A 23,221-nucleotide genomic window follows, 5' to 3' on the forward strand; every position below is an offset into this window, starting at 1 on the left:
CCGGGCAGAATACCGCTATCCCGTGCCGCGCGCCCTCGCGACGACGAGGCCGCGCTGCGAGCTCCAGAAGCGCTCCAGCATCGCCCGCAGCTCCGTCGCGTCGACATCGGCGCCGAACGCCTCCGCGCCGGGTTCCAGCATGATGCCCGCAGCGAGGGCGCCGGCCACCACGGGGTCGAACCCGAGGTCGTCGACCAGCCGGGCGACCTGCGCCACGTCCGCCGGGTCGTCGCCGGCGACGGCGATCGCCTTGCGCCCCGGGGCTCTTGCGGGGCGGGCCTCGTCCTCGACGTCCTGATAGCCCATGTGATTGAACGCCTTCACGACGCGGGAGCCCGCCAGGAACCGCTGCACGATCTCGCTCGTGGACGTGCGCGGGTCGTCGAGGTCGTCGCGGAGCCCGTCCGAGCCCCACCAGTAGTTCATCGCATCGATCACGAGCATGCCGCGCAGCAGCTCCGCCGGCAGCGCCGTGTACCGGCCGAGCGGCAGGGTCAGGAGCACCGCATCCGCCTCGCGGGCGAGTTCCGGGACGTCGACGGCCGTCGCCCCGAGCGCACCTGCCCTGCGCGCGATCCGAGCCGCATCCGACGATCCCGCGACCAGCACCCGGTATCCGGCCGCGACCGCGAGCCGGGCGAGCACGCTGCCGATGCGGCCGGCGCCGATGATGCCGAGCGTGTGGATCCGGGAGGTCTCGTCGGTCACGGCGTCATCGTAGCCGGGTGCCCCGGCCGCCGCGGTGGACGGCCTCTGGCGCCCGGACCCGCGGGGGACTAGGTTCTTCACGTGCCGCACACCGAAGCCCTCGTCGCCTTCACGCTCACCTCGCTGGTGCTCATCGCCATCCCGGGGCCGAGCGTGCTGTTCGTCATCGGACGCTCCCTCGCCTGGGGTCGCAGCGCCGGGCTCTGGAGCGTGCTGGGCAACGAGCTCGGGAGCCTCGTCCCGATCACCGCTGTGGCGTTCGGGGTGGGATCCATCGTCGCCCAGTCCGTGGCCCTCTTCACGGCGGTCAAGGTGCTCGGCGCGCTCTACCTGGCCTACCTCGGGATCCAGGCCATCCGCCACCGTCGCGACGGCTTCGCGGACGCGTCCCAGACCGGTCCGCGCCGCCTGTCCACGTTCGCGATGCTGCGGCAGGGGTTCGTCGTCGGCGCCACCAACCCCAAGACCATCGTGTTCTTCGTCGCCGCCCTGCCGCAGTTCGTCGACTTCCACGCCGGCTCCGTACCGGTGCAGATGATGATCCTGGGACTGATCTTCACCGTCATCGCCTTCGCCTGCGATGCGACGTGGGCGCTGATCGCCGGGGCGGCGCGGTCGTGGTTCGCACGGTCGCCCCGCCGGCTCGCCGCGGTCCGCGGCACCGGCGGCGGCATGATGATCGGCCTCGGCGGCGTGCTGCTGCTCGCGGACAACAAGGGCTAGCACCGGCTCGGGCGGCGATCCTCGTCCCTCTAGGGCGCGCTCCTCCGTGGCGCGCATGTGACCTTCGTCCCTTCCGCCGTCCGCGCGGCGGGCAAGGGTGAAGGGCATGAACACCACCGCTGACCTTCCGATCCTCGTCGGCGTCGACGGATCGGCGTCCTCCGTCGACGCCCTCCGCTACGCCGTGACGCTCGCCGGTGCGCTCGGTCGTCCGATCCGCGCCGTCATGACCTGGGACTACGCCGCGTTGATCGACCTGTATCCGACACCGGGCCGCTCTCCGGAGAAGGAGACGGCAGCGCATCTCGACGCGGTGATCGCGCGCGCCTTCACGGAGGGCCGTCCGGCCGGCCTGACGACCCGGGTGGTCGCCGGCCCGCCTGCGTCCGTGCTCATCGCGGAGAGCCGCCATGCGGAGATGCTGGTGCTGGGCACGCGGGGCCGCGGCGGCTTCACCGGGCTGCTGCTCGGATCCGTGAGCGCGGCCTGCGCGGCGCACGCGCACTGCCCCGTCCTCATCGTGCGCCACGAGGAGCAGGAGGGCTGAGTCGAGAAGCAGGAGGGCTGGGGCTCCGACGCCGCGCTCTAGTCGTCGCGGTGGCGGCCCCGCTCGATCTCGAACACCGCCGCCTGCGTGCGGTGATCCAGACCCAGCTTGCTGAGGAGCCCGGAGACGTAGTTCTTGACGGTCTTCTCCGCAAGCCCCAGCCGCTCGCCGATCTGCCGATTGGTCAGCCCGTCCGCGATCAGCGCGAGGATCTGCCGCTCCCGCAGCCCCAGGGATCCGAAACGCGGATCCTCTCCGGGGGCGTCGCGCATCCGCTGCATCGCCGTGCGCTCGGCGCTGGGGTGCAGCAGCCTCCGGCCCGCCGCGACGCCGCGGATCGCCTCGAGCAGTTCCGCCGCGCGGACGCTCTTCAGGAGGTAGCCGGCCGCACCCGCCACCACCGCCGCGAACATCGCATCGTCGTCGTCATAGGCCGTGAGGATCAGGCACTGCACCCGCGGCTGATCCTGCCGGATCTGCCGGCACAGGTCGATCCCGTTCCCATCCGGAAGGCGGACGTCGAGGACCGCCACGTCGGGCTGCGTCGCCGCGATCCGCGCGAGCGCATCGCGGGCGCTGCCCGCTTCGCCGGCCACGGTCAGATCGGCCTGACCCTCGATCACGCCCGCCAGCCCCTGCCGCACGATCTCGTGATCGTCGACGAGGAACACACTGCTCATCGGGACTCCCCTTCCCCGCGTCCATGCTCGCCAAGGCCATCATGCACCCGGATCAGATGGCCGCCCACCCTCCGTCGACGGGGATGATCGCTCCGGACACATCCGAGGCGTCGTCGCTGAGCAGCCACGCGATGGCCGCGGCGAGAGCCTCCGGCTGCGCGACGGGCGGGAGTGTCGCCTGCATCACCGGCCCCAGGCGCTCCTGCGCCAGGGTCGAGCGGAAGGCGGCCTCGATGTTGGTCGCGACCGGGCCCGGCGCGACGGCGTTGCACCGCACGCCGCGGGGCGTGTAGAAGAACGCCGTGCTCTTCGTGAATCCGTTCACCGCGTGCTTCGACACCGTGTATGGCGTTCCCGCCGCCGACCCCCGCTGCCCGGCCTCGGAGCCCACATTGACGATCGCGCCCCGACCGGCGGCGAGCATCGCGGGCAGCACCGCACGGGTCATCCGCATCATGCCGGTGACGTTGACGCCGATGACGCGCTCCCAGGTCGCGTCGTCGATCTCGGCCGTGGGCTCGAATCCGTCCATGATCCCGGCGACGTTGGCCAGCCCGTCGATCCTGCCGCGCGCCGCGGCGATCGCACGATCCACCGTGAGCTGCTGGAGGAGATCGCCGTCGACCGTCGCGACCCGGTCCCCGAGCTCGCGCTCGAGCTCCTGCAAGCGGGTGCGGGACGCATCGACGCCGACGATCCGCGCTCCTTCGCTCGCGAGGCGGAGGGCGGTCGCCCGTCCGATGCCGGATCCTGCGCCGGTCACGATGATGGTGCGTTCTGCGAAGCGATTGCCGTTCATGAGGGTCCTCTCCCATCTCCTCCGCTCACGTTCGCAGCAGCACGCCATCGGAGCCGGGACCAAAGTCACCCGGAGCACGACGGCCTCCGCGCGCGGCCCGCGCGGCGTGCGGACCGATCGATCCGATCCGATCCGTATGACTTTCGTCCCGATCGGTCCGGATCCGGCCGGGGACAGTGGGGACATGAACGATGAGAACGCTGCTGCCGACCGGGTGATCGTCGGCGTGGACGGGTCCGCGTCGTCGATCGCCGCGCTGCAGTACGCGGCGCGCATCGCCGACGCGCTCGGCGCCCCGCTCGAGGCGGTCACCACCTGGTCCTCCCCGCCGTTCGCGGACACCTACCTGGTGCCTTCGTGGTCGCCGAAGGACGACGCGAGATCCGTCCTCGACGCCGCCGTCGAGCAGGCGTTCGGCGCCGAGCCGCCACCGCTGAAGCGGACCGTGCTGCTCGGCCCCGCCGCGGGCGTCCTGATCGGGCTGAGCAGACGCGCGGGCATGCTGGTGCTGGGCAGTCGAGGGCACGGCGGGTTCGCCGGGCTCCTGCTCGGGTCGGTGTCCGCGGCGTGCGCCGCGCACGCCCACTGCCCCGTCCTGATCGTCCGCGACGGCACCGAGGGCACGGAAGCCCCGGCGACCGCGGGTGCATCATGAACCGCGCCGGGTTCCGTCGCCCGAACTCGCCGATCGGCCCCTCCGACGTGGTGCTTCCGCCCACGCAGCCGATCGATCTGACCGAGCTCGTCACCGCTCAGCTCTCGGCGCACGCGCCGGAGCCGACGCACCGGTGAACGCCCCGGGGCGCAGACCGGAGGCCACGGGCGACTCGAGGGGAAGACGCATGGACGCGACGCGCAGGGCGGACCTCGACATCAAGGAGGACATCGCCGACGAGCTCGAGTGGGCTCACGAGGTCGATCCCGTCGATGTGGGCGTCTTCGTGCGCGACGGCGCCGTCACGCTCTCGGGAGAGGTCGGCTCGGAGGCCGAGAAGGTCGCCGCACGAGAGGCGGTGCGGCGGGTGCGCGGCGTACGCGCACTGGTCGACGACCTGCGGATCAGACCCGAGCCCTCCGATCCCGGCCGAGCCATGTGACTTTCGTCCCGCGTCCGGGCAGCCGCAGCGGTGACGCTGAACGCATGGACATGGATCGGATCATCGTCGGGGTGGACGGCTCGCCGTCGTCCATCGCCGCCCTGAAGTACGCCGCACGGCTGGCCCAGGCGCTGCACGCGCCGCTCGAAGCCGTCACGACCTGGACCTACCCGCCCATGACCGGCGCGGAGCTCGTCATCGAGTGGCAGCCGGAGCAGGACGCGCAGCAGATCCTGGATCAGTCGGTCGTCGCCGCGTTCGGCGACGCCCCGCCGGACGCGCTCACCCGGACGGTGCTGTCCGGGCCGCCCGCACGGACGCTGATCGATCTCAGCGAGACGGCCGGCATGCTCGTGCTCGGAAGCCGCGGCCGCGGCGGATTCGCCGGCCTGCTGCTCGGCTCCGTGAGCGCCTCCTGCGCCTCGCACGCGCACTGCCCCGTGCTGATCATGCACACCGACGACGACGAGACGGATCGTGGCTGAGAGCCGGGCCGGCGCGTGAACGGATCCTCGCTCCGCGCAGCGCCCGCCCCGGCGCCCTCCGCCGAGATGCGCGTGTGGGCGACCAGTGATGCCGCCGGAACCCTGACGTCCACGACCCGGCGCGTCCCGTCCCCCGGAGCGGACGAGGTGCTGATCGCCGTGGAGGCGTGCGGCGTGTGTCGCACCGACCTGCACGTCATCGACCGGGAGATCCCGCCGCACCGCCCCGGGGTGGTCCCCGGGCACCAGGTCGTCGGCACGGTGGTCGCGGCAGGAGCCGCCGTGCGCGCGCTGCACCCCGGCGACCGCGTCGGGGCCGCGTGGCTGCGCCGGACCTGCGGCACCTGCCGGTGGTGCCGAGAGGGGCGCGAGAACCTCTGCCCCGCCTCGCAGTACACCGGATGGGATGCCGACGGCGGATTCGCGGAGTACCTCACGGCGCCCGAGTCCTTCCTCTACCGGCTGCCGCAGGACGCCGATCCGAGGCAGATCGCGCCGCTGCTCTGCGCGGGCATCATCGGCTATCGCGCGCTGACGCGCGCGAACCTGCCGCCGGGCGGCGATCTGGGGATCTACGGATTCGGATCCAGTGCGCACCTGACGGCCCAGCTCGCGATCGCCCAGGGCGCGCGCGTGCTCGCGATGACACGCGGCGAGCGCAACCGGGAGCTGGCGCGGCGCGTGGGCGCCGTGTTCGTCGGGGATGCGACGGCCGTTCCGCCCACCCCTGTGGATGCGGCGATCGTGTTCGCGCCGGCCGGAGAGCTCGTGCCGCTCGCCCTCGAGGCGACGCGCCCCGGCGGCACGGTGGTGCTGGCCGGGATCCACATGACCGCGATCCCCGCCATGGACTACGCCCGCGATCTCTTCCAGGAGCGGGACCTGCGCACGGTCACCGCGAACACGCGCGCCGACGGCGCCGCATTCCTCCGCCTGGCGCAGAGCCTCCGGCTGACGCCGAGAGTCACCCGGTACGCGTTCGCCGACACGGGCGCGGCGATCGATGAGCTGCGGAGCGGGCGGGCGGCCGGCTCCCTGGTGATCGGCTTCTGACGGGCGCGGAGGACGACGGGACGAAGGTCACGGTCGGGCGTCGGCGCATCGGGGACGCTGGCGGGAAGGGCGGCTGACGGGAGCCCGTCCACCGAAGGGAGAAGATCATGATCCACGTGCTCAGCGAGCAGCGCTGCTACGACCTGCTCACGGCGACCACGGTCGGCCGCGCGGGATATGTGCGGGAAGGAGTGGTCGAGATCATCCCGATGAACTATGCCGTCTCCGGGCACGATCTCCTCCTGCGGACCGGATCCGACGGGGCGCTCAGCGTCCTCGCCGACGCGGGCGCGACCGTGTCGTTCGAAGTGGACCACCTGGACAGCCTCGGGCGCGCGGCCTGGAGCGTGCTGATGAGCGGACCGCTCTCCCGCCCCGCACCGGAGGAGGCCGCGGCGCTCGTCGCGCGCGTCTCGCCCTGGCCGGGCGGAGAGCGGGACGTGCCGCTGCGGTTCCGGATCACGCGGATGACGGGCCGGGCCGTGAAGCACGAGTCGCAGTGAGCGGACGCCGAGCGGCGTCAGAAGCCGGTCGGCTCCGTCTCGTACTCGACCTCCTCGGGGCGCCTCTCGTGGTGAAGGGGCAGGAGGGCGTGCGTCTGCTCGAACCAGAGCAGCGCGTCGTAGCGCGCGCCCATGGCGGTCGGGACGTAGTTGCCGCGCTCGCGGGCCGGGTCGTAGACGACGCCGATGGCACGATGACCGGCGCCGTGCGACAGCCAGGCGCGAGTCCGCTCGGCACCGAAGTCGAGGACCGCGGGGGAGCCGAGCGCGTCGTGGAGGAGTCCCTCGTGGCTGTCCGCCCGCGCGATCGGAACCGGCATCCGCTCCTCGGCGACGCCCCACTCTCGCGCCGCCGTCACCGTGCCGGAGTGCGAGGCCATGCCGATGAGCAGCACCTGGTCGGCGCCGTGCCGCTCGCGGAGCAGCTGGCCGATGTTCAGCAGCCCGGCCGCGGCCATGCTGGTGGCGCGCGCATCGCCCACATGGGTGTTGTGCGCCCAGATCACCCCGCGGGACGCCCGTCCCTCATGCGCGGCCAGCCGGTCGATCGTGTCCATCATGTGCAGATCCCGGATGTTCCAGGATCCGCGGTCCGTCCGCACCATCTCGCGGTAGTAGCGTTCGGCTTCGACGACGATCGACGCGTTCTGGCGCGCATCGAACGCCTCCTCCCCGTCGCCGATCGCACGGCGGCGCACCTCGGTGAGGAGCTCGACGACGTCGTCCTCGCAGGAGGCCGGCACCAGCCGGGTGCCCCAGGCGTAGCGGTGCGGGTCCTCGTCGAACGGCGCGAAGCACCGCCATGCCCTCGCGGCCACCGGCAGCGCGTCGGGTTCGTTCACCGCGAGCCAGGCCATGATCCGCTGCAGCGAGTCCCACAGCGAGTAGACGTCGAGGCCGTAGAACCCGACCCTGTTCTCGGCCGGGCGGGAGGCGTTGAGCTCGTGGAGCCCGTCGAGGAAGTCGGCGACCTCGGTGTTCGCCCACATCCAGGTCGGCCATCGGTCGAAGGTCGCCAGCACTCCACGGGCGTCGCGGTCGGTCTCGGCGAGGCCGCGCACCCAGCGGTCGATCCGCCAGCAGTCCGGCCAGTCGCCCTCGACGCCGATCCAGGTGATCCCGGCCTCCTCGATCAGCCGACGGGTGAGGAGGGCGCGCCACCGGTAGAACTCGCCCGTGCCGTGCGAGGCCTCGCCGATCGCGACGAAGCGTCGCCCTCGTGCCCGGTCGACCAGAGCGTCCAGCGCTCCTTCCCGAGCGAGCGGATGGGCGAGGTCCCGGATGTCGTCGATGAGGTCGTCTCTGGCGGTCATGATGCTGTCCCTGTTCGTGCGAGAAGGCGGACGACCTCGTCGTCGGTCGTCTGATCGAATCGGCGGTACGAGGCGCCGACGGCCCGGAAGTCCTCGGGCTGCTCCAGGCAGAAGACCCGGTCCGCGCCGACGATGCGTCGCGCGGCGTCGGGTGCGCCGACGGGCGCGGCCACCACCACCTGTGCGGCGCCGAGCCGACGGGCGACCAGGCAGGCCGCGGACGCCGTGGCCCCGGTGGCGATGCCGTCGTCGACGATGAGCACGGCCTGACCCGTCAGGTCGCGGCGGGCCGCGCCCCCGCGCAGCAGCCGAGCGCGACGGTCCAGGGTCTCTCGTTCGCGGCTCTCGACGTCGTCGAGCTGCGCGCGGCTCACGCCCGCGTCCCGGATCAGGCCCGGATCGAGCAGGCGGACTCCGTCTTCGCCGATCGACCCCATCGCCACCTCCGGATGCGTCGGCAGGCCGAGCTTGCGGACGACGATCACGTCGAGCGGCAGGTCGAGCGCGGCGGCGACCTCCGCGGCGACGGGGACGCCGCCACGCGGAAGCCCGAGCACGACCGAGGCCCGGACGTCGGCGTGCCGCAGCGCCGCGCCCAGCCGCCGTCCGGCGTCCTGTCTGTCGATGAACACGGGTCACTCCTCCGCTCTCCGCCGGGGACGCGGGTCCGGGGCACGCCCGCCCCGGACCCGCACGATGCTCAGAACGCGCGGACCATGATCTGGTTGTCCACGTCGGTGACGTGCGGGGATGCCCAGGCGGCGTTGCCCGCCTGCTGACGCTCGGTCCACGACTTCACCGTTCCGGTGAGCGTGACCTTGTTCCCGTGGACGGCGACGTGGATCGTCTGTCCGTCGAGCTGGGCGTTGCGGGTGAGCGCGTTGCGGATCCGCTCCTCCGTGTCCGTCCCCGAGGGCCGCGCGGCGATCTGGATCCTGCTGATGACCGACGCGACGCCCCGCAGGTGCTGCACCGCGCGCTTGGCCGCATGGCGCTGGAAGTCCCAGTCGACCTCTCCGCTGAGCGTGACGCTGTGCCCCTGCACGTCCGCCTTCACGCTCTGCGGCACATTGCTCGCCGCGCGCAGCGCACGCTCGACCTCCTTCGCGACGTCGGTCTCGGTGACGGGCCACGCCGACTTCGGGTGCACGGTGAGATCGTCGACGACGGTCCGCACCCCGCGCACGCGCCGAGCGGCCTTCTTGGCTGCGAGGCGTTCGACATAGCTGCCGACCTCGCCCGAGAGGGTGACGATCCCGTCCACCACGGCGACGCCGATTCCTGCGGCGTCCACATCGGGTGTCCAATCGAGTTCGTCCATCACGAGCGTCTGCACGTCGAGGTCGGTGTCGGTGTGGATGGCCATGAGAGTTCCTTTCGTCGGGTGCGGGAGTGCACGCTCTCACCCTCCGCGCGGCGCTGCGCCCCCGGAGGGTCGAAAGTCCCGCGGGCCACGCGTACACTCGAAGCGTCAAGCGCTGGGAAGCCCATGGATGACGACCCGATCACGTTCCCCGATGTGCCTCGGCTGGAGCTCGAGAAGACCATCGCGGATCTGATGTCGCGCGCCCAGCACGTGCTCACGGCCCAGGGGCGGCTGCGCGCACTGCTCAGCGCCACGCGCGTGGTGAGCGAGGACCTCGACCTCGACGCGGTGCTGCGCAGGATCGTCGGGGCGGCGATCGAACTCGTCGGCGCCCGCTACGGCGCCCTCGGCGTGATCGACGACGAGGGGCTCCTCGAACGCTTCATCCACGAGGGCATCCCCTCCGAGGTCGTGCAGGAAATCGGAGCGCCGCCGGCGGGACACGGACTGCTCGGCGCCGTGATCGAGGAGGGCAAGACCATCCGGATCCCGCGGATCGCGGACGATCCGCGATCCGTCGGCTTCCCGGAGCACCATCCGCCGATGGACGCCTTCCTGGGAGTGCCGATCCGCATCAGGGGCCGGACCTTCGGAAACCTGTATCTGACGGATCCGGAGAAGGACCTCTTCTCCGCCGACGACCAGGAGATCATCGAGGCCCTGGCGACGACCGCGGGCGTCGCCATCGAGAACGCGCGCCTGTTCGCGGAGACCCGCCGGCGCGAGCGGCTGGGCACCGCGCTGTCGGGGGTGACCGCCGCCCTGCTCTCACCCGACGCCGGCGATGCCCTCGCGATCGTCGCCGAGGCCGTGGCCACCGTCGTGCCGACCGAGCTCGTCGCGATCATCACCCCCGGTGACGACGACCGTCTGCGCATCGACATCGCGCGCGGCGCGGGCGGCGCCGCCATCGAGGGGACCCACTACCCCGCGGCCGGCGCCCTCGCCGCGCGGGCGATCGCCGAGGGCCGGCTGATCGTGGAGCATCTGCCGGATCCCGCGGACGCCGTCGTCCGGCCGTTCGGGCACACGGTCGCGGTGCCTCTGGTCGTCGGCGGCGACGCGGTCGGTGCGCTCTGCGTCTCCCGCAGCAGCTCCACGTACACCCGCATGGAGCTCGACACGATCTCGGACTTCGCCTCGCAGGCGGGCATCGCCGTGTCCCTGGCGCGGGCCAGGGAGCAGCGCCAGCGGCTCGACCTCGTCGAGGACCGCAGTCGCATCGCCCGCGACCTGCACGACCACGTGATCCAGCGGCTGTTCGCGACCGCCCTCGGTCTCCAGGCCCTCGCGGCGGCGCACCCCGCGCAGGCCGAGGCGCTGGAACGGCACATCGAGGAGCTGGACGCGACCATCACCGACATCCGCACCGCGATCTTCGCGCTGCGGACGCAGGCGACCACGGGTCCGGGACTGCGCGGACGGCTGCTCGCGCTCGTCTCGGGCGCGACGCCGCGACCGCGGATGACGTTCGCGGGGCCCGTCGACCTCCTCGTCACGGGGGCGCTCGCCGACGACCTGACCGCCGTGATCCGGGAGTCCCTCGCGAACGTGACCCGGCACGCCCGCGCGCACTCGGCCTCCGTCGCGGTGCTCGTCTCGGAGACCGACGTCGTCGTGACCGTCGAGGACGACGGCGTCGGCCTGCCCGAGAACGCCCCCCGCAGCGGCACCGCGAACCTCGAGGCACGCGCGGAGCGGCACGGCGGACGCTGCGTCGTCGAGAACCGCACCGAGGGCGGCACCCGGGTGCGGTGGTCCGTGCCGCTGCCCGCCTGAGATCCCCTTCCCGGGACGTCGAGAGCGCCCCGCGGGACCTTGGACCCGGATCGCGCCGGTCCGCGGCGCGACGATCGCGGCCATGGACACGTCATCTTCCCCCTCGGCGAAGCAGCTCGGTCTTCCCGCTGCATCCGCACTCGTCATCGGCTCGGTGATCGGCACCGGCGTCTTCGGCCTTCCCTCGGCCCTCGCCGCGTACGGCCCCATCAGCCTCGTCGCCTTCGTGCTGGTCACGGTCGGCGCGATCGCCCTCGCGATCGTCTTCGGCCGGCTGACGGCCCGCGTCCCCGGATCCGGCGGACCCTACGTCTACGCCAGAGAGGCGTTCGGCGAGTTCGCGGGCTTCCTCAACGCGTGGTCGTACTGGCTGAGCGCGTGGGCGGGCAACGCCGCGATCGTCGTCGCGCTCACCGGCTACGTCGAAGTCTTCGTCAACACCGACCATCAGATCGGCTGGTCGATCGTCATCGCGGTCGCGTGCCTCTGGATCCCGGTCGCCATCAACGCGATGGGACTGCGCAGCATGGGCGGGGCGCAGGTGGTCTTCACCGTCCTGAAGATCGTTCCGCTCGCCGCGATCGCCGTGCTCGGGCTGTTCTTCCTGAACCCGGCGAACTTCGGGTCCTTCAACTCCTCCGGCGCCGACGGCTGGTCGGCTCTGGCCGGCGCAGGAGCCATCGCCCTGTTCGCGTTCATCGGCATGGAAACGGCATCGGTCGCCGCCGGTCGCGTGCGCGACCCGGAGCGCAACGTCCCCCGGGCGACAGTCTACGGCACCCTGATCAGCGGCATCGTCTACATCCTCGGCACACTCGCGGTGTTCGGCACCGTCAGCAACGCGCGCCTGCGGACGTCGACCGCTCCGTTCAGCGACGCCGCGGATGCGATCTTCTCCGGAACGTGGGCGGGCCAGGTCATCGCGGTCGTCGCGATCGTCTCGGGACTCGGCTGCCTGGTGGGCTGGACCTTCATCGTGGGCGAGATGCCGCAGGCCGCGGCTCGGGAAGGGCTCTTCCCGAGCGTGTTCGGGCGCGAGCACCGCGGGATGCCGCTCGTGGGGATCATCTCCTCGACCGTGCTCGCGACCGCCCTCACCGTCCTCGCGTACACGAGCTTCGCCCAGGTGTTCACGATGGTCGTGCTGCTGACGGTCTTCACCGTGGTGGTCCCCTACCTCTTCTCGGCGGCGGCGCAGCTGTACTGGCTCGTCACCAAGGCTCGCGCGGTCTCCTGGCCTCATCTGGGCAGGGATCTCGTGGTCACGGTGCTCGCGCTCGCCTTCTCGTTCTGGTCCCTCATCGGCACGGGCGCGGAGGCCTCCTTCTACGGCGCTGTCGCGTTCCTGCTCGGCGTTCCGCTGTACATCTGGATGAAGGCGTCCCATCGGCGTCACGGCGCCGTGGATCCGGATCCCTGGGAGCACGGGATCCCCGACGACGTCCAGCGCGCGCACTCCTCCGAGCTGTCCGCGTCCATCGCACGAGGAGCGCGCTCATGAGCGTCCCCGCCGTCTCCCCGTCCCCGGTACGCGAGAGCATCGCCGCGGCCGAGCTCGGCGTGCACTCGGAGGTCGGCGTCCTCCGTCAGGTGATCGTGCACCGCCCCGGACGCGAGCTCGACCGGCTCACCCCCGGCAACTGCCGGGAGCTGCTCTTTGACGACGTGCTGTGGGGCACGCGCGCCCGTGCCGAGCACGATGCGTTCGCGGAGGTCCTGCGCTCGCACGGCGTGGTCGTCCACGAGTTCCAGACGCTCCTGGCCGAGGCGCTCGCGGTCCCGGCCGCACGGACGGATCTCCTGGGCACGCTCTGCACGCCGGAGCGCTTCGGCCCCGCCCTCGCCCCGCTGGTGCGCGAGCGACTGCAGGCGCAGCCCGCGGCCGCCCTCGCCGAGATGATGATCGGCGGCATCGCCTTCGACGAGCTCGAGATCGCGCCGACGGACAGCCTGCTGTGGCAGACGCGGGAGCGCAGCGGGTTCCTGCTCCCGCCGCTGCCGAACACCCTGTTCCCGCGCGACAGCTCCGCCTGGGTGTATCGAGGCGTCGCGGTGACCGTGATGGCTCGCGCCGCGCGCACCCGCGAGACGGAGAACGCGAGGATCATCTACGACTACCACCCGCTGTTCCGGCAGCCCATGATCAACCGCTACGACGACGGGCTCCGGGCTCTCGCCCCTCTCGAGGGGGGCGACGTGCACGTGCTCGGTCACGGCGTCGTCCTCATCGGGATGGGCGAGCGAACGGCCCCGGCAGCGGTGGAGATCCTGGCGCAGGAGCTCTTCCGCTCCGGTCAGGCGCGTCGCGTCATCGCCGTCCCGATCCCCCGGGCGCACGCCATGATGCACCTCGACACCCTCATGACGATGCTCGACGAGCGCACGTTCATCCTGTCCTCGGCGCTGGACCCCGCCCGGCTGGACGGCCACATGATCTCGCCCGATGAGGGCGACGACCGTCTGGCGATCGGCCCGGCGCTCCCGCTTCGCCACCTGCTCGGCGAGGCCCTCGGCGTGGAGGGGCTGCGCCTGCTCACGACGGAGCAGGACGCCCGCGCCGCCGAGCGCGAGCAGTGGGACGACGCGAACAACTTCCTCGCCGTCGCACCGGGCGTCGTGATCGGGTACGACCGCAACGTCGCGACCAACACGATGCTCCGGCGGAACGGGATCGAGGTGATCACGATCGGCGGCAGCGAGCTCGGGCGGGGCCGAGGCGGATCCCGATGCATGTCGTGCCCGATCCAGCGCGATTCGGCCGGGCTGTGAACGCGACGACGGCGCCGGACGCCCCTCGTCACCTCCGCAAGGACAGCGACCTGTCCGCCGCGGAGGTGGAGACGCTCCTGTCCCTGGCCCGCACGGTGAAGGCGGCCGGGCGCACGGGTCTCGCCCCGCGCCTCGCCGGCCGCCTGATCGCGCTGCTGTTCGAGAAGCCCTCGACACGCACGAGGGCGGCGTTCGAGACGGCGGCGTACGCCCTCGGCGCGCACTGCACGTACATCGACCCCGCGAGCAGCCATCTGGGCGACAGCGAATCCGTCGAGGACACCGGCCGCGTGCTGGGGCGCTACTACGACGCGATCGCGTTCCGGGGCTTCGCCCAGGGCTCCGTCGAGACGCTCGCGAACCACGCCGGCGTGCCCGTGTGGAACGCGCTCACCGACACCTGGCACCCGACGCAGGCGCTCGCCGATCTGCTCACGATCGAGGAGCATCATGATCCCGCCGGGCCGCCCGCCCGGGTGTGCTTCGCGGGCGACGGCAGGGACAACGTCGTGCACAGCCTGCTCGTCAGCGGGGCGATGCGCGGGATGGATCTGCGGATCGCCTGTCCCGGATCCCTCTCCCCCGAGCCCGGGATCGTCGCGATCGCCCAGGAGCGCGCGGCGCAGTCCGGAGGGCGGATCCTCATCACCGAGGACGTCGGCGACGCGATCAGGGATGCCGACTTCGTCTACGCCGACGTGTGGCTGAGCATGGGCGAGGACCGCGGCGCCTGGGAGGACAGGATCCGCCTGCTCCGTCCCTACCGCGTCGACCGCCCGCTCCTCGAGCGCAGCGGGAACCCCGACGTCCGCTTCCTGCACTGCCTGCCCTCGACCCACGACCGCCGGTCGGCGCTGGGCGACCAGCTGTTCCGCCTCACCGGCCTCGAGGGCATGGAGGTCAGCGACGAGGTGTTCCGCTCGTCCGCATCCCTGGTGTTCGACCAGGCGGAGAACCGGCGCCACACCATCGCCGCCGTGATGCTGCACAGCCTCGCCGAGGGCGCGCCGGGGATCGAGGAGCGATGAGGCTGGTGGTCGCGCTCGGCGGCAACGCGCTGCTGCACCGCGGCGAGCGCCCGGAGGCGTCCGCGCAGTCGGCGCGCCTCGCCGCCGTGGCTCCGGCCCTCGCGCGCCTGGCCGACGCTCACGAGCTCGTACTGGTGCATGGCAACGGACCCCAGGTGGGGCTCCTCGCACGCGAGTCCGCCGAGGATCCGGCGCTCGGCGCGCCCTACCCGCTGGGGCTGCTCAGCGCGGCGACCCAGGGCATGATCGGCTCGCTGCTGCAGGTGGCCCTGCGCAGCGCCGGGACGACCAGGCCGGTGTCCACCCTCGTCACCCATGTCCTCGTCGACCCCGAGGATCCCGAGATGCACCGCCCCGAGAAGCTCATCGGCGCCGTGTACGACGAGCGCAGGGCACGAGCCCTGGCGAAGACGCACGGATGGAGCATCGCCGCCGACGGCGGCGGGTGGCGTCGCGTCGTCCCCTCACCGCGCCCGCGGAGGATCCTCGAGCTCGACGACGCCCGCACCCTGCTCGGCGCCGGAAGGACGGTGGTCCTGGGCGGCGGAGGCGGCGTGCCGGTCATCGAGGACGCCGGCGGCCTCCGGACGATCGACGCGGTCATCGACAAGGACCGCACCGCCGCGCTGATCGCGCAGCAGCTGGACGCCGAGCTCCTGGCCATCCTCACCGACGTCCCCGGGGTGATCGCCGACTACGGATCGCCGGAGGCGACCGTGCTGCCCGAGCTCACCCCCGCCACGGCCACCGCACTCGATCTGCCTTCCGGCTCGATGGGGCCGAAGGTCGAGGCGGCGTCGGAGTTCGCGCTGGCCACCGGCAGGTCCGCGGTCATCGGGCCGCTCGAACATGCGGAGGACGTCGTGGCGGGGATCCTCGGCACCCGGATCCGGTCCCGCCCGTGAACGACGGCTCACCGGGTGACCAAAGTCCCGGTCCTGGCGGCCCGCGGGGTGTTGTCTCGCCTGCATGAGCGCAACGCTGACATTCCTCGGAGCGACCGACACGGTCACCGGATCCCGCTACCTCGTCGACACGGGACGGAGCCGGATCCTGATCGACTGCGGGCTGTTCCAGGGGTACAAGTCCCTGCGGGAGCGGAACTGGGCGCGCTTCCCCGTGGAACCGTCGAGCATCGACGCCGTCGTCGTCACGCACGCGCATCTGGATCACACCGGCTACCTGCCGGCGCTCGTGCGCGACGGGTTCGACGGCGAGATCCACAGCACCACCGGCACGGCCGAACTCAGCACCCTCGTACTGCCGGACAGCGGCCGGCTGCAGGAGGAGCAGGCCTCCTACGCGGAGCGCCGGCACAGCTCGAAGCATGCGCACCCTCTGCCCCTGTACACCGAGAGCGACGCGATGGCGGCGCTCGAGCACTTCGCCCCGCATCCGTTCGACGCCGTCGTCGAGGTCGGCGACGCCCGCGTCTCGTTCGTCCCGGCGGGGCACATCCTGGGCGCGGCGCAGGTGCTGCTGGAGGTGGACGGCACCCGCGTGCACTTCACCGGCGATCTCGGGCGCACCGACGATCCGCTGATGCGACCGCCGCGTGCGCTCGAGGCGACCGACGTCCTCGTGGCGGAGTCGACGTACGGCGACCGGACGCACCCCGGCGTGGACGCGGAGGAGGCGCTCGCCGACATCATCACCCGGGTCTGCGCCCGCGGCGGGGTCGTGCTGCTGCCCGCCTTCGCGATCGGCCGGGCGGAGTCGCTGCTGCTGCACCTCAGCCGTCTGCGCACCGCCGGGCGGATCCCGCAGGTGCCGCTGTTCCTGAACAGCCCCATGGCGGTCAGCGCGGCCGAGATGTACGCCCGTCATCCGGAGGAGCACCGCATCGCACCCGACGAGTTCCGCCGCATGTACGAGACGGCGACCCTGGTGCGCAGCGTCGAGGACTCCAAGGCGCTCAACACCCGCGGCGGCCCCGCGATCATCATCTCCGCGAGCGGCATGCTCGAGGGCGGACGGATCCTGCACCACCTCGCCTCGTACGGACCGGATCCGCGCAACGCGATCGTCCTGACCGGATTCCAGGCGGGCGGCACACGCGGCGACGCACTGCAGCGCGGCGAGCGCACCCTGCGCATCTACGGGCAGGACATCCCCATCCTCGCCGAGGTGCACTCGCTCGAGATGATGTCGGCGCACGCGGATGCGGGCCAGATCGTCGAGTGGATGCGCACCGCACCCGAGGCCCCCGCACAGGTCTTCCTCACGCACGGGGAGCCTACGGCCGCGGATGCGCTGCGCCGGCGGATCCGGCGGGATCTCGACTGGAACGTGCGGGTGCCTCGGCTGGAGGAGGTCGTCCCGCTGGGCGGGTTCGGACGCACGAAGGGCGCGACGGCGGAGGGCGCGACGGCGCCGGAGCCGTCCGTCCGCGGTGCGGAGGCCGACGCCCGCGGTGCCGAGGCCGCCCGCGGCGCGGAGGACGCACGCGGCGAACGCGCGCCCGCAGCCTCCCCGGCCCCCGCGGCTGCGGTGGCCGGGGCGCGGACGCCGGCCGCGACGATGCGCGCCGCGGTCGTCTCGTCGTTCACGGAGCCCATCGCGGTGCAGGAGGTGCCCGTGCCCGTCCCCGGCCCCGGCCAGGTGCTCGTGCGCATCGAGATGAGCGGCCTCTGTCACACCGACATCCATGCGGCGCACGGCGACTGGCCGGTCAAGCCGTCGCTGCCCTTCATCCCCGGGCACGAGGGCATCGGCCGCGTCGACGGGCTCGGCGCGGGCGTCTCCGCCCCCGCGATCGGCACGCGGGTCGCGCTGGCCTGGCTCGGATCCGCGTGCGGATCCTGCCGGTACTGCGTGACCGGGCGCGAGAACCTCTGCCTCGCGCAGAAGAACACCGGGTACGCGGTGAACGGCGCGCACGCCGAGTACGCGGTCGTCGACGCCCGCTTCGCGGTGCCCGTCCCCGAATCGGTGACCTCCCTCGATGCCGCCCCGCTCACCTGCGCGGGCGTGACCACCTATGCGGCGATCAAGGCCGCGCGGGTGACCCCGTCCGAGCGCGTCGCGGTGTTCGGGATCGGCGGGCTCGGCCATCTCGCGATCCAGTACGCGCGGCTGGTCGGGGCGGAGGTGATCGCCGTGGACGTGAGCGAGGAGAAGCTGAAGCTCGCCACGATGCTCGGCGCCGACCACGTCGTCGACGCCGCGAAGTCGGATCCCGTGGAGGCGATCAGAGCCCTCGGAGGCGCGGACGCGTGCATCGTGCTCGCCGTCGCCCCCGCCGTGTTCGACCAGTCGTACCGGGCCCTCGCCCGCGGCGGGCGGCTCGTGCTCGTGTCCCTGCCGAAGGACGGCAGCCTGACGTTCCCGGTCTTCGACACGGTGCTGAACGGCATCGAGATCATCGGATCCATCGTCGGCACCAGGGCGGATCTCGCCGAGGTCTTCCGGCTGCACGCGCTCGGACGCACGACCGTCGTCGCCCAGACGCGAGATCTGTCCACGGCGGCCACGTCGATGCAGGAGGTGCTGGACGGGTCCGTGCCCGCCCGCCTCGTCTTCGACTTCGACGTCGAGGACGCGGACTGACGCACGATGACGGCGGACCGACAGGAGGCCGGGATGAGCTCGGACGGAGGCCGGCCGGCGCCGAACGCGTACGTGGTGCACCCGGCCGAACTCCGCGCCGCGCCGACGTCGGCCGTCACCCGCTTCAACACCCGCCTCGCCGTGAGGATCACGGCCGTGATGGGATCCATGTGGTCGGCCTACGCGTTCGCCCTGCTCTCCCTGCTCTCCCTGCCCGCGATCCTCGTCGCGTTCTCCCCGGGGCTGCGGTCGTTGTTCCCGTCGTGGATCGTGACGACGAGCATGATCACGCTCATCGCCTGGATCTCGCAGAACTTCCTGCAGCTCGTCCTGCTGCCGGTGATCATGGTCGGCCAGAACGTCATCCAGTCCCAGCAGGATGCGAAGGCGGAGGCGGATCACCGCACCCTCACCTATCTCACCAATCTGCAGCAGGAGCAGCTGCGCCTGCTCGCCGGGCAGCGGGAGGTGCTGGAGCGGCTGGACGCCGAGAAGCGATCCGAGCGCGCAGGGCCGAGCCCGGATCGCGGGGGCGGACCGGGGTGACTTTCGTCCCGACGTCCGCGTGCGCACCGAGGGAACGTAGGGGTCATGGACACGATCGCGAACCGGATCATCGTCGGCGTCGACGGATCGGACTCCTCCGTCGCCGCCTTGCGCTACGCCGCGCGGATCGCCGACGCCCTGGACCTGCCGCTGGAGGCCGTGACGACCTGGCACTACTCGTCGGCGACGGAGGCCAGGGTCATGATGGAGTGGACGCCCGACGAGGACGCGAAGGACACTCTGGCCGACGCCGTCGGCCGCGCCTTCGGAGATGCTCCGCCCGCCCGTCTCGTCCGCACCGTGGCTGCAGGACCTCCGGCGCGGACACTGATCGAGATGAGCCGGGCCTGCGAGATGCTCGTCGTCGGCGATCGCGGGCACGGCGGTTTCGTCGGTCTCCTGCTCGGCTCGGTCAGTGCCGCCTGCGTCCGCCACGCGCACTCCCCCGTCCTCGTCGTCCGCCCCCTTGCTCTTCACGCGGAGGGCTGAGCCTCACGCGGAGGGCTGAGCCTCACGCGGAGGGCTGAGCGCGCCGCCCGGTCGCGCCCGCCCACGGGCCTCGACCCCGGCTCCGGCTCCGGCTCCGGCTCCGGCTCCGGCTCCGGCTCCGGCTCCGGGTGACTTTCGTCCCGCCGGGGGACGCCGGCAGGGAGGAGCCTCGGGTCATGGACACCATCGACACCCACCGGATCATCGTCGGCATCGACGGATCGGAATCCTCCGTCGCGGCCCTGCGCTACGCCGCCCGCCTCGCGGACGCGCTCGACGTCCCCCTCGAAGCCGTCACCACCTGGTACTACTCGTCGATCACCGGCGCGGAGCTCGTGGTGGAGTGGACGCCCGAGATCGTCGCGGAGGACACGCTGTCCACGACGATCGACCGCGCCTTCGGCGACACCCCGCCCTCTCGCCTGACGCGCACCGTCGTCGGCGGCATGCCGGCGGCGACGCTGATCGAGATGAGCCGGAGCTGCGAGATGCTCGTCGTCGGCAACCGCGGGCACGGCGGTTTCGTCGGTCTCCTGCTCGGCTCGGTCAGCGCCGCCTGCGTCCGCCACGCGCACTCCCCCGTCCTCGTCGTCCGCCCCCAGGACGGCCGGGCCGACAGCGAGACCGAGGTGTCGTCATGATGCTGTACGGCTACGACGGCTTCTGGTCGCTGACCTGGACGATGTTCGCGATCGTCGCGTTCGCCGCCTACCTGTTCGCGCTGTTCGCGGTGGTCGCCGACCTGTTCCGGGACCACACGCTCGGCGGCGTCGCGAAAGCGCTGTGGGTGATCGGACTCGTCTTCGTCCCGCTCGTGGCGCTGCTCGCGTACCTGATCTTCCGCGGACCGGGCATGCAGGCCCGCGCGAACCGGGAGGCGGAGCAGCGGTGGCGCGCCACCGACGACTTCCTGCGCCGGATGCCCCACGCGAGCACGCCCGCCGAGGAGATCTCCCGGGTCAAGGCGCTCCGCGACGAAGGCACGATCACCGAGGCGGAGTTCGAGACCCTGAAGGCGCGGGCGCTCTCCTCTCCGGCCCCTGCTCCGGCCGCAGAGACCTGGAAGCAGCACCCCGCCGCGTCGTGAGGGGGCGAGCGGGAGGGGGCGGCGCGGCTTCGGGTGGGCGACTGTTCGATCTCACGGGAGTTGTCGTGAGCTGAGACGTGAAGAGCGCGTAATCTCGCGCAGGACAGGTCGACCTTGAGCGGCGACTTGTCTCACGCGAGCTGTCGAATTCTTACACCAGTGGCTCTCGGTCGCAGACGCGAGCCTGGTGGGGGGCGAGCGTGCGGACATCGTCTGATGGCCGTCACCGTAGCTTCCCGCGAAACGGAGGTCGTTGCGGGGAGGGCAGCGGCGGCTGTTGAGAACGTCTTCTACAACAGCGCGACGAATACGGTCCCAGCATTGCGGCCGGCTGCACCGACCAGGCCCCCGGGACCGACGAACCTCACGCCGATTCTGTTACGCCTGTGAGCCCGCACAGGTTGGGGGCGTAACGTCCGTTCATGAGTACACAATCAAAGATCGCGGGGAAGAGCCCCGAATTGCTGGGTCTGGATTCCATTCTTGTCGGGTCGCTGCCTGCGACGCTGATGACGGATGATGCTCCCGACCGTTACACCGTGGAAACGGTGTTCACGCGTAAGGCCGGCCGTGACGAGGTCGCTGCCATCCAGAGCAGTCAGACGCGTGACTATCTGTCCGATCGTGGGTTCTCGACCGTGGAGCTGCACGTGTCTGATCGTCGTCTAGAGATCGGGAACACCAATCTCGAAGAACTCCGGGACGGGCTCGCCGCGGTGATCGCGGACCGCCTTGCGGAGATCAGCAAGGCCCTTCTGGCGGATCGGGAAGTGGCGGCCCTTCGTTTCCAGGACGCGTCCGAACGAGAGCAGGAACGTGCTGCGCGGGTTGCCGCTCTGGCCGGTTCGGTGACCTTCACCCGTCGCCCTGTGGCTGTCGCTGATGATGCCGCGCGTATCGATGACTGGGTCGAAGAAGGCGGTGCCGCCCGCGTGTAGGGGCGGCACCGGAGAGAAGGTCCATCATGGATCCCATCCACGGGACCGCCAGTGCTCACCCGCGCGGTGACGCGCCCCGTGGGTCGAGCGCGTTTACCGAATTGGCGCAGCAGATCCGCGGTCTTGGGCTGCTGCGCCGCCGGTACGGCTACTACTGGACGAAGCTGGTCGCCGCACCTCTCGCTGTCGCGGTGTGCCTGGTCGTGTTCGTGTGGATCGGGGACAGCTGGTGGCAACTGCTCATGGCCGCCCTGCTGGGTATCGTGTTCACGCAGATCGCGTTCCTCGGGCATGATGCTGCACACCGGCAGATCTTCGTCTCCGGGCGTTGGAACGACTGGATCAGCATCATCCTCGGCGATCTGCTCGTCGGGATGAGTTACGGGTGGTGGCAGCACAAGCACACCCGTCACCACGCCAATCCGAACAAGCTTGGCTCCGATCCCGACCTGGAGCTACCCGTCATCGCGGTCACCGCAGAGTCCGCGGCAGCACATCACAGTCCAGCGGTGTCGTGGCTGCGCGCCCACCAAGGAGTGTTCTTCTTCCCGATCCTTCTCTTCGAGGGCCTCTCTCTGCATGCTTCGAGCGTCCGCCGTGTCATCAGCCGTGGACGGCTCGAGCGGAGGTGGGCGGAGATCGCTTTTCTCACGATCCGCATGGCCGGCTACCTGGCGCTGGTATTCATCGTGCTCTCCCCAGGCATCGCTACCGTGTTCCTCGCAGTACAGCTGGGGATTTTCGGGTTCTACATGGGTGTCGCGTTCGCACCGAACCATAAAGGGATGCCAGTGGTTCCCCGGGAGATGACGCTGGATTTCTTGCGTCGGCAGGTCTTGATGAGCCGCAACATCCGCGGAAGCCGCTTCCTCGACATCGCCATGGGGGGCCTGAACTACCAGGTCGAACACCACCTCTTTCCCTCGATGCCGCGCCCGCACCTGCGCCGCGCGGCCCCCGTGGTCGCCGCATACTGCCAGGCGCACGATGTGGTGTACACGCAGGTCGGGCTGTTCCACTCCTACGCGATCGTGGTTCGCTACATCAACCGTGTCGGGTTGGGAGAACGTGACGTGTTCACCTGCCCACTGCTGGAGCAACGTCGCACCATCGGCCCGGCAACCCGATAGCGGGAGGCAGCCGAATGGGATCTGCCGCATGGGGTTATGCCGCCCCCGCTGCGGGTGTAGCCTCCAAACAAGGGCCGTACTGGGTTACTGGGATGTCCTCTGGTACGCGGCCCCTGGTTGATGGGAACGCTCACCCCGCTGCTGCGAGGACGCCGGTTTGGGTGAGGTTCCCGTCCCTGACACCTACTCGCGCCGCGCACACGGCACCTGCACGCCGCTCTCGTCGAGGCGCAGCGTTCCCAGGGAATTACGGTATGGTCGATCTCAGGTTATTGAGGTTGTGTTTCTGCCGGAGTCAGCTCCGGACCTTCTTCTGGCCCTGGATCGACATCCGGGCGGGCATTCAGTTCAGTGGCTTTGGTCGCATCAGCCACCGTGATGTGCTTCTCCGCTGATTGGCCCCCCATCTCTTTCATCTCTTTTCCAGCTGTCTCGTCGTCACCGACCTCGCCAGCCGTTTGTCGACGTGCCGCCGACGATGTGTTCGCTGCGACATCACCATCAGGCGAGTTCGCAGGCTTTGAAGCGCCCTGAGTTTGTTGGAGACTCCTGACCTTGGAAACGAGGATGGGGTTATGCCGAAAGAGCAGACATCAGGGAAGCCGACGACGCGTCGGTATTCGCCGGAGGAG

26 protein-coding genes are annotated in these 23,221 nt (G+C 71.2%); 20 read left to right on the forward strand and 6 right to left on the reverse strand.

Annotated features, from left to right (window positions below; translation table 11 throughout):
• Positions 1-15: 15 nt before the first annotated feature.
• Complete coding sequence (locus WFJ01_RS14185; protein ID WP_336629408.1) at positions 16-708, reverse strand: NADPH-dependent F420 reductase; 693 nt, start codon at positions 706-708, stop codon at positions 16-18.
• A gap of 81 nt (positions 709-789) precedes the next feature.
• Between WFJ01_RS14185 and WFJ01_RS14190 the strand changes: the two genes are divergently transcribed.
• Together WFJ01_RS14190 and WFJ01_RS14195 are read left to right on the forward strand one after the other, a co-directional pair.
• Positions 790-1,431 carry a LysE family translocator gene (locus WFJ01_RS14190; RefSeq protein WP_251438986.1) on the forward strand — a complete coding sequence of 214 codons (642 nt, stop codon included), beginning with the start codon at positions 790-792 and terminating at the stop codon, positions 1,429-1,431.
• 106 nt (positions 1,432-1,537) lie between these two features.
• A complete protein-coding gene (locus WFJ01_RS14195; RefSeq protein ID WP_295033635.1) occupies positions 1,538-1,978 on the forward strand; it encodes a universal stress protein in 441 nt (146 codons plus the stop codon).
• A 38-nt stretch (positions 1,979-2,016) separates the two neighbouring features.
• Here WFJ01_RS14195 and WFJ01_RS14200 read toward each other — a convergent pair whose 3' ends face one another.
• Both WFJ01_RS14200 and WFJ01_RS14205 read right to left on the reverse strand, forming a co-directional pair.
• The gene (locus tag WFJ01_RS14200; RefSeq protein ID WP_251438989.1) at positions 2,017-2,658 is read right to left on the reverse strand and encodes a response regulator; all 642 of its coding nucleotides are present in this window, start codon (positions 2,656-2,658) and stop codon (positions 2,017-2,019) included.
• Between the two features lie 52 nt (positions 2,659-2,710).
• Positions 2,711-3,457, reverse strand: coding sequence for an SDR family NAD(P)-dependent oxidoreductase (locus WFJ01_RS14205; RefSeq protein WP_292885682.1), 747 nt, complete (start codon positions 3,455-3,457; stop codon positions 2,711-2,713).
• Positions 3,458-3,641: 184 nt separating this feature from the next.
• On the opposite strand from WFJ01_RS14205, the gene WFJ01_RS14210 reads away from it, so the two are divergent.
• From WFJ01_RS14210 to WFJ01_RS14235, 6 genes are all read left to right on the forward strand, one after another.
• Positions 3,642-4,112 (forward strand): universal stress protein, encoded by a 471-nt coding sequence (locus tag WFJ01_RS14210; protein ID WP_336629409.1) that lies wholly within the window; start codon positions 3,642-3,644, stop codon positions 4,110-4,112.
• Complete coding sequence (locus WFJ01_RS14215) at positions 4,109-4,249, forward strand: hypothetical protein (protein WP_336629410.1); 141 nt, start codon at positions 4,109-4,111, stop codon at positions 4,247-4,249. The genes WFJ01_RS14210 and WFJ01_RS14215 overlap by 4 nt, the downstream gene beginning before the upstream one ends.
• A gap of 50 nt (positions 4,250-4,299) precedes the next feature.
• Complete coding sequence (locus tag WFJ01_RS14220; protein ID WP_336629411.1) at positions 4,300-4,554, forward strand: BON domain-containing protein; 255 nt, start codon at positions 4,300-4,302, stop codon at positions 4,552-4,554.
• Between the two features lie 44 nt (positions 4,555-4,598).
• Entirely contained in the window at positions 4,599-5,039 is a 441-nt protein-coding gene (locus WFJ01_RS14225) for a universal stress protein (protein ID WP_336629412.1), read from the forward strand.
• 15 nt (positions 5,040-5,054) lie between these two features.
• Positions 5,055-6,092, forward strand: coding sequence for a zinc-binding alcohol dehydrogenase family protein (locus WFJ01_RS14230; RefSeq protein WP_336629413.1), 1,038 nt, complete (start codon positions 5,055-5,057; stop codon positions 6,090-6,092).
• 107 nt (positions 6,093-6,199) lie between these two features.
• On the forward strand, positions 6,200-6,595 hold the full coding sequence (locus WFJ01_RS14235) for a pyridoxamine 5'-phosphate oxidase family protein (protein ID WP_251439003.1): 396 nt from the start codon (positions 6,200-6,202) through the stop codon (positions 6,593-6,595).
• A gap of 17 nt (positions 6,596-6,612) precedes the next feature.
• On the opposite strand, the gene WFJ01_RS14240 is transcribed toward WFJ01_RS14235, so the two are convergent.
• The 3 genes from WFJ01_RS14240 to WFJ01_RS14250 form a co-directional block, all read right to left on the reverse strand.
• Positions 6,613-7,908, reverse strand: coding sequence for an erythromycin esterase family protein (locus tag WFJ01_RS14240; protein WP_336629414.1), 1,296 nt, complete (start codon positions 7,906-7,908; stop codon positions 6,613-6,615).
• Positions 7,905-8,540, reverse strand: a complete 636-nt coding sequence (locus WFJ01_RS14245) for a phosphoribosyltransferase (RefSeq protein ID WP_336629415.1) — start codon at positions 8,538-8,540, stop codon at positions 7,905-7,907. Before WFJ01_RS14245 ends, WFJ01_RS14240 begins: the two co-directional genes overlap by 4 nt.
• A 68-nt stretch (positions 8,541-8,608) precedes the next feature.
• Entirely contained in the window at positions 8,609-9,274 is a 666-nt protein-coding gene (locus tag WFJ01_RS14250; protein WP_251439009.1) for a BON domain-containing protein, read from the reverse strand.
• Between the two features lie 123 nt (positions 9,275-9,397).
• Here WFJ01_RS14250 and WFJ01_RS14255 point away from each other — a divergent pair, with 123 nt between their 5' ends.
• The 12 genes from WFJ01_RS14255 (at position 9,398) to WFJ01_RS14310 (ending at position 22,589) form a co-directional block, all read left to right on the forward strand.
• Entirely contained in the window at positions 9,398-11,053 is a 1,656-nt protein-coding gene (locus WFJ01_RS14255; protein WP_336629416.1) for a GAF domain-containing sensor histidine kinase, read from the forward strand.
• An 82-nt stretch (positions 11,054-11,135) separates the two neighbouring features.
• Entirely contained in the window at positions 11,136-12,554 is a 1,419-nt protein-coding gene (locus tag WFJ01_RS14260; protein ID WP_336629417.1) for an amino acid permease, read from the forward strand.
• Complete coding sequence (locus tag WFJ01_RS14265; protein WP_336629418.1) at positions 12,551-13,822, forward strand: arginine deiminase; 1,272 nt, start codon at positions 12,551-12,553, stop codon at positions 13,820-13,822. The genes WFJ01_RS14260 and WFJ01_RS14265 overlap by 4 nt, the downstream gene beginning before the upstream one ends.
• Positions 13,819-14,850 carry an ornithine carbamoyltransferase gene (argF, locus tag WFJ01_RS14270; protein ID WP_336629419.1) on the forward strand — a complete coding sequence of 344 codons (1,032 nt, stop codon included), beginning with the start codon at positions 13,819-13,821 and terminating at the stop codon, positions 14,848-14,850. Before WFJ01_RS14265 ends, argF begins: the two co-directional genes overlap by 4 nt.
• Positions 14,847-15,755 carry an amino acid kinase family protein gene (locus WFJ01_RS14275; protein WP_336629420.1) on the forward strand — a complete coding sequence of 303 codons (909 nt, stop codon included), beginning with the start codon at positions 14,847-14,849 and terminating at the stop codon, positions 15,753-15,755. The genes argF and WFJ01_RS14275 overlap by 4 nt, the downstream gene beginning before the upstream one ends.
• A gap of 64 nt (positions 15,756-15,819) precedes the next feature.
• Positions 15,820-18,399 carry a zinc-binding dehydrogenase gene (locus tag WFJ01_RS14280; protein ID WP_336629421.1) on the forward strand — a complete coding sequence of 860 codons (2,580 nt, stop codon included), beginning with the start codon at positions 15,820-15,822 and terminating at the stop codon, positions 18,397-18,399.
• A 33-nt stretch (positions 18,400-18,432) separates the two neighbouring features.
• Positions 18,433-18,945, forward strand: a complete 513-nt coding sequence (locus WFJ01_RS14285; protein WP_336629422.1) for a hypothetical protein — start codon at positions 18,433-18,435, stop codon at positions 18,943-18,945.
• Positions 18,946-18,990: 45 nt separating this feature from the next.
• Entirely contained in the window at positions 18,991-19,434 is a 444-nt protein-coding gene (locus tag WFJ01_RS14290) for a universal stress protein (protein WP_336629423.1), read from the forward strand.
• 176 nt (positions 19,435-19,610) lie between these two features.
• Positions 19,611-20,075: a universal stress protein gene (locus tag WFJ01_RS14295; RefSeq protein WP_336629424.1), complete on the forward strand. Its 465-nt coding sequence runs from the start codon at positions 19,611-19,613 to the stop codon at positions 20,073-20,075.
• Complete coding sequence (locus tag WFJ01_RS14300) at positions 20,072-20,521, forward strand: SHOCT domain-containing protein (RefSeq protein ID WP_336629425.1); 450 nt, start codon at positions 20,072-20,074, stop codon at positions 20,519-20,521. The genes WFJ01_RS14295 and WFJ01_RS14300 overlap by 4 nt, the downstream gene beginning before the upstream one ends.
• Positions 20,522-20,943: 422 nt before the next feature.
• On the forward strand, positions 20,944-21,459 hold the full coding sequence (locus tag WFJ01_RS14305) for a hypothetical protein (RefSeq protein ID WP_336629426.1): 516 nt from the start codon (positions 20,944-20,946) through the stop codon (positions 21,457-21,459).
• Positions 21,460-21,485: 26 nt separating this feature from the next.
• On the forward strand, positions 21,486-22,589 hold the full coding sequence (locus WFJ01_RS14310) for a fatty acid desaturase family protein (protein WP_336629427.1): 1,104 nt from the start codon (positions 21,486-21,488) through the stop codon (positions 22,587-22,589).
• The last annotated feature ends 632 nt before the right edge of the window (positions 22,590-23,221 follow it).

It is taken from the genome of Microbacterium sp. MMO-35, assembly GCF_037147555.1.
Lineage (GTDB): Bacteria > Actinomycetota > Actinomycetes > Actinomycetales > Microbacteriaceae > Microbacterium.

Bases quoted from the DNA above. Each gene is read 5' to 3' on its own strand.
- WFJ01_RS14220 (WP_336629411.1), top strand. From the start codon at position 4,300: ATGGACGCGACGCGCAGGGCGGACCTCGACATCAAGGAGGACATCGCC.
- WFJ01_RS14210 (WP_336629409.1), top strand. From the start codon at position 3,642: ATGAACGATGAGAACGCTGCTGCCGACCGGGTGATCGTCGGCGTGGAC.
- WFJ01_RS14260 (WP_336629417.1), top strand. From the start codon at position 11,136: ATGGACACGTCATCTTCCCCCTCGGCGAAGCAGCTCGGTCTTCCCGCT.
- WFJ01_RS14205 (WP_292885682.1), bottom strand. From the start codon at position 3,457: ATGAACGGCAATCGCTTCGCAGAACGCACCATCATCGTGACCGGCGCA.
- WFJ01_RS14225 (WP_336629412.1), top strand. From the start codon at position 4,599: ATGGACATGGATCGGATCATCGTCGGGGTGGACGGCTCGCCGTCGTCC.
- WFJ01_RS14265 (WP_336629418.1), top strand. From the start codon at position 12,551: ATGAGCGTCCCCGCCGTCTCCCCGTCCCCGGTACGCGAGAGCATCGCC.
- WFJ01_RS14250 (WP_251439009.1), bottom strand. From the start codon at position 9,274: ATGGCCATCCACACCGACACCGACCTCGACGTGCAGACGCTCGTGATG.
- WFJ01_RS14285 (WP_336629422.1), top strand. From the start codon at position 18,433: ATGAGCTCGGACGGAGGCCGGCCGGCGCCGAACGCGTACGTGGTGCAC.
- WFJ01_RS14200 (WP_251438989.1), bottom strand. From the start codon at position 2,658: ATGAGCAGTGTGTTCCTCGTCGACGATCACGAGATCGTGCGGCAGGGG.
- WFJ01_RS14235 (WP_251439003.1), top strand. From the start codon at position 6,200: ATGATCCACGTGCTCAGCGAGCAGCGCTGCTACGACCTGCTCACGGCG.
- WFJ01_RS14215 (WP_336629410.1), top strand. From the start codon at position 4,109: ATGAACCGCGCCGGGTTCCGTCGCCCGAACTCGCCGATCGGCCCCTCC.
- WFJ01_RS14240 (WP_336629414.1), bottom strand. From the start codon at position 7,908: ATGACCGCCAGAGACGACCTCATCGACGACATCCGGGACCTCGCCCAT.
- WFJ01_RS14300 (WP_336629425.1), top strand. From the start codon at position 20,072: ATGATGCTGTACGGCTACGACGGCTTCTGGTCGCTGACCTGGACGATG.
- WFJ01_RS14255 (WP_336629416.1), top strand. From the start codon at position 9,398: ATGGATGACGACCCGATCACGTTCCCCGATGTGCCTCGGCTGGAGCTC.
- WFJ01_RS14195 (WP_295033635.1), top strand. From the start codon at position 1,538: ATGAACACCACCGCTGACCTTCCGATCCTCGTCGGCGTCGACGGATCG.
- WFJ01_RS14280 (WP_336629421.1), top strand. From the start codon at position 15,820: ATGAGCGCAACGCTGACATTCCTCGGAGCGACCGACACGGTCACCGGA.
- WFJ01_RS14305 (WP_336629426.1), top strand. From the start codon at position 20,944: ATGAGTACACAATCAAAGATCGCGGGGAAGAGCCCCGAATTGCTGGGT.
- WFJ01_RS14295 (WP_336629424.1), top strand. From the start codon at position 19,611: ATGGACACCATCGACACCCACCGGATCATCGTCGGCATCGACGGATCG.
- WFJ01_RS14310 (WP_336629427.1), top strand. From the start codon at position 21,486: ATGGATCCCATCCACGGGACCGCCAGTGCTCACCCGCGCGGTGACGCG.
- WFJ01_RS14290 (WP_336629423.1), top strand. From the start codon at position 18,991: ATGGACACGATCGCGAACCGGATCATCGTCGGCGTCGACGGATCGGAC.
- WFJ01_RS14275 (WP_336629420.1), top strand. From the start codon at position 14,847: ATGAGGCTGGTGGTCGCGCTCGGCGGCAACGCGCTGCTGCACCGCGGC.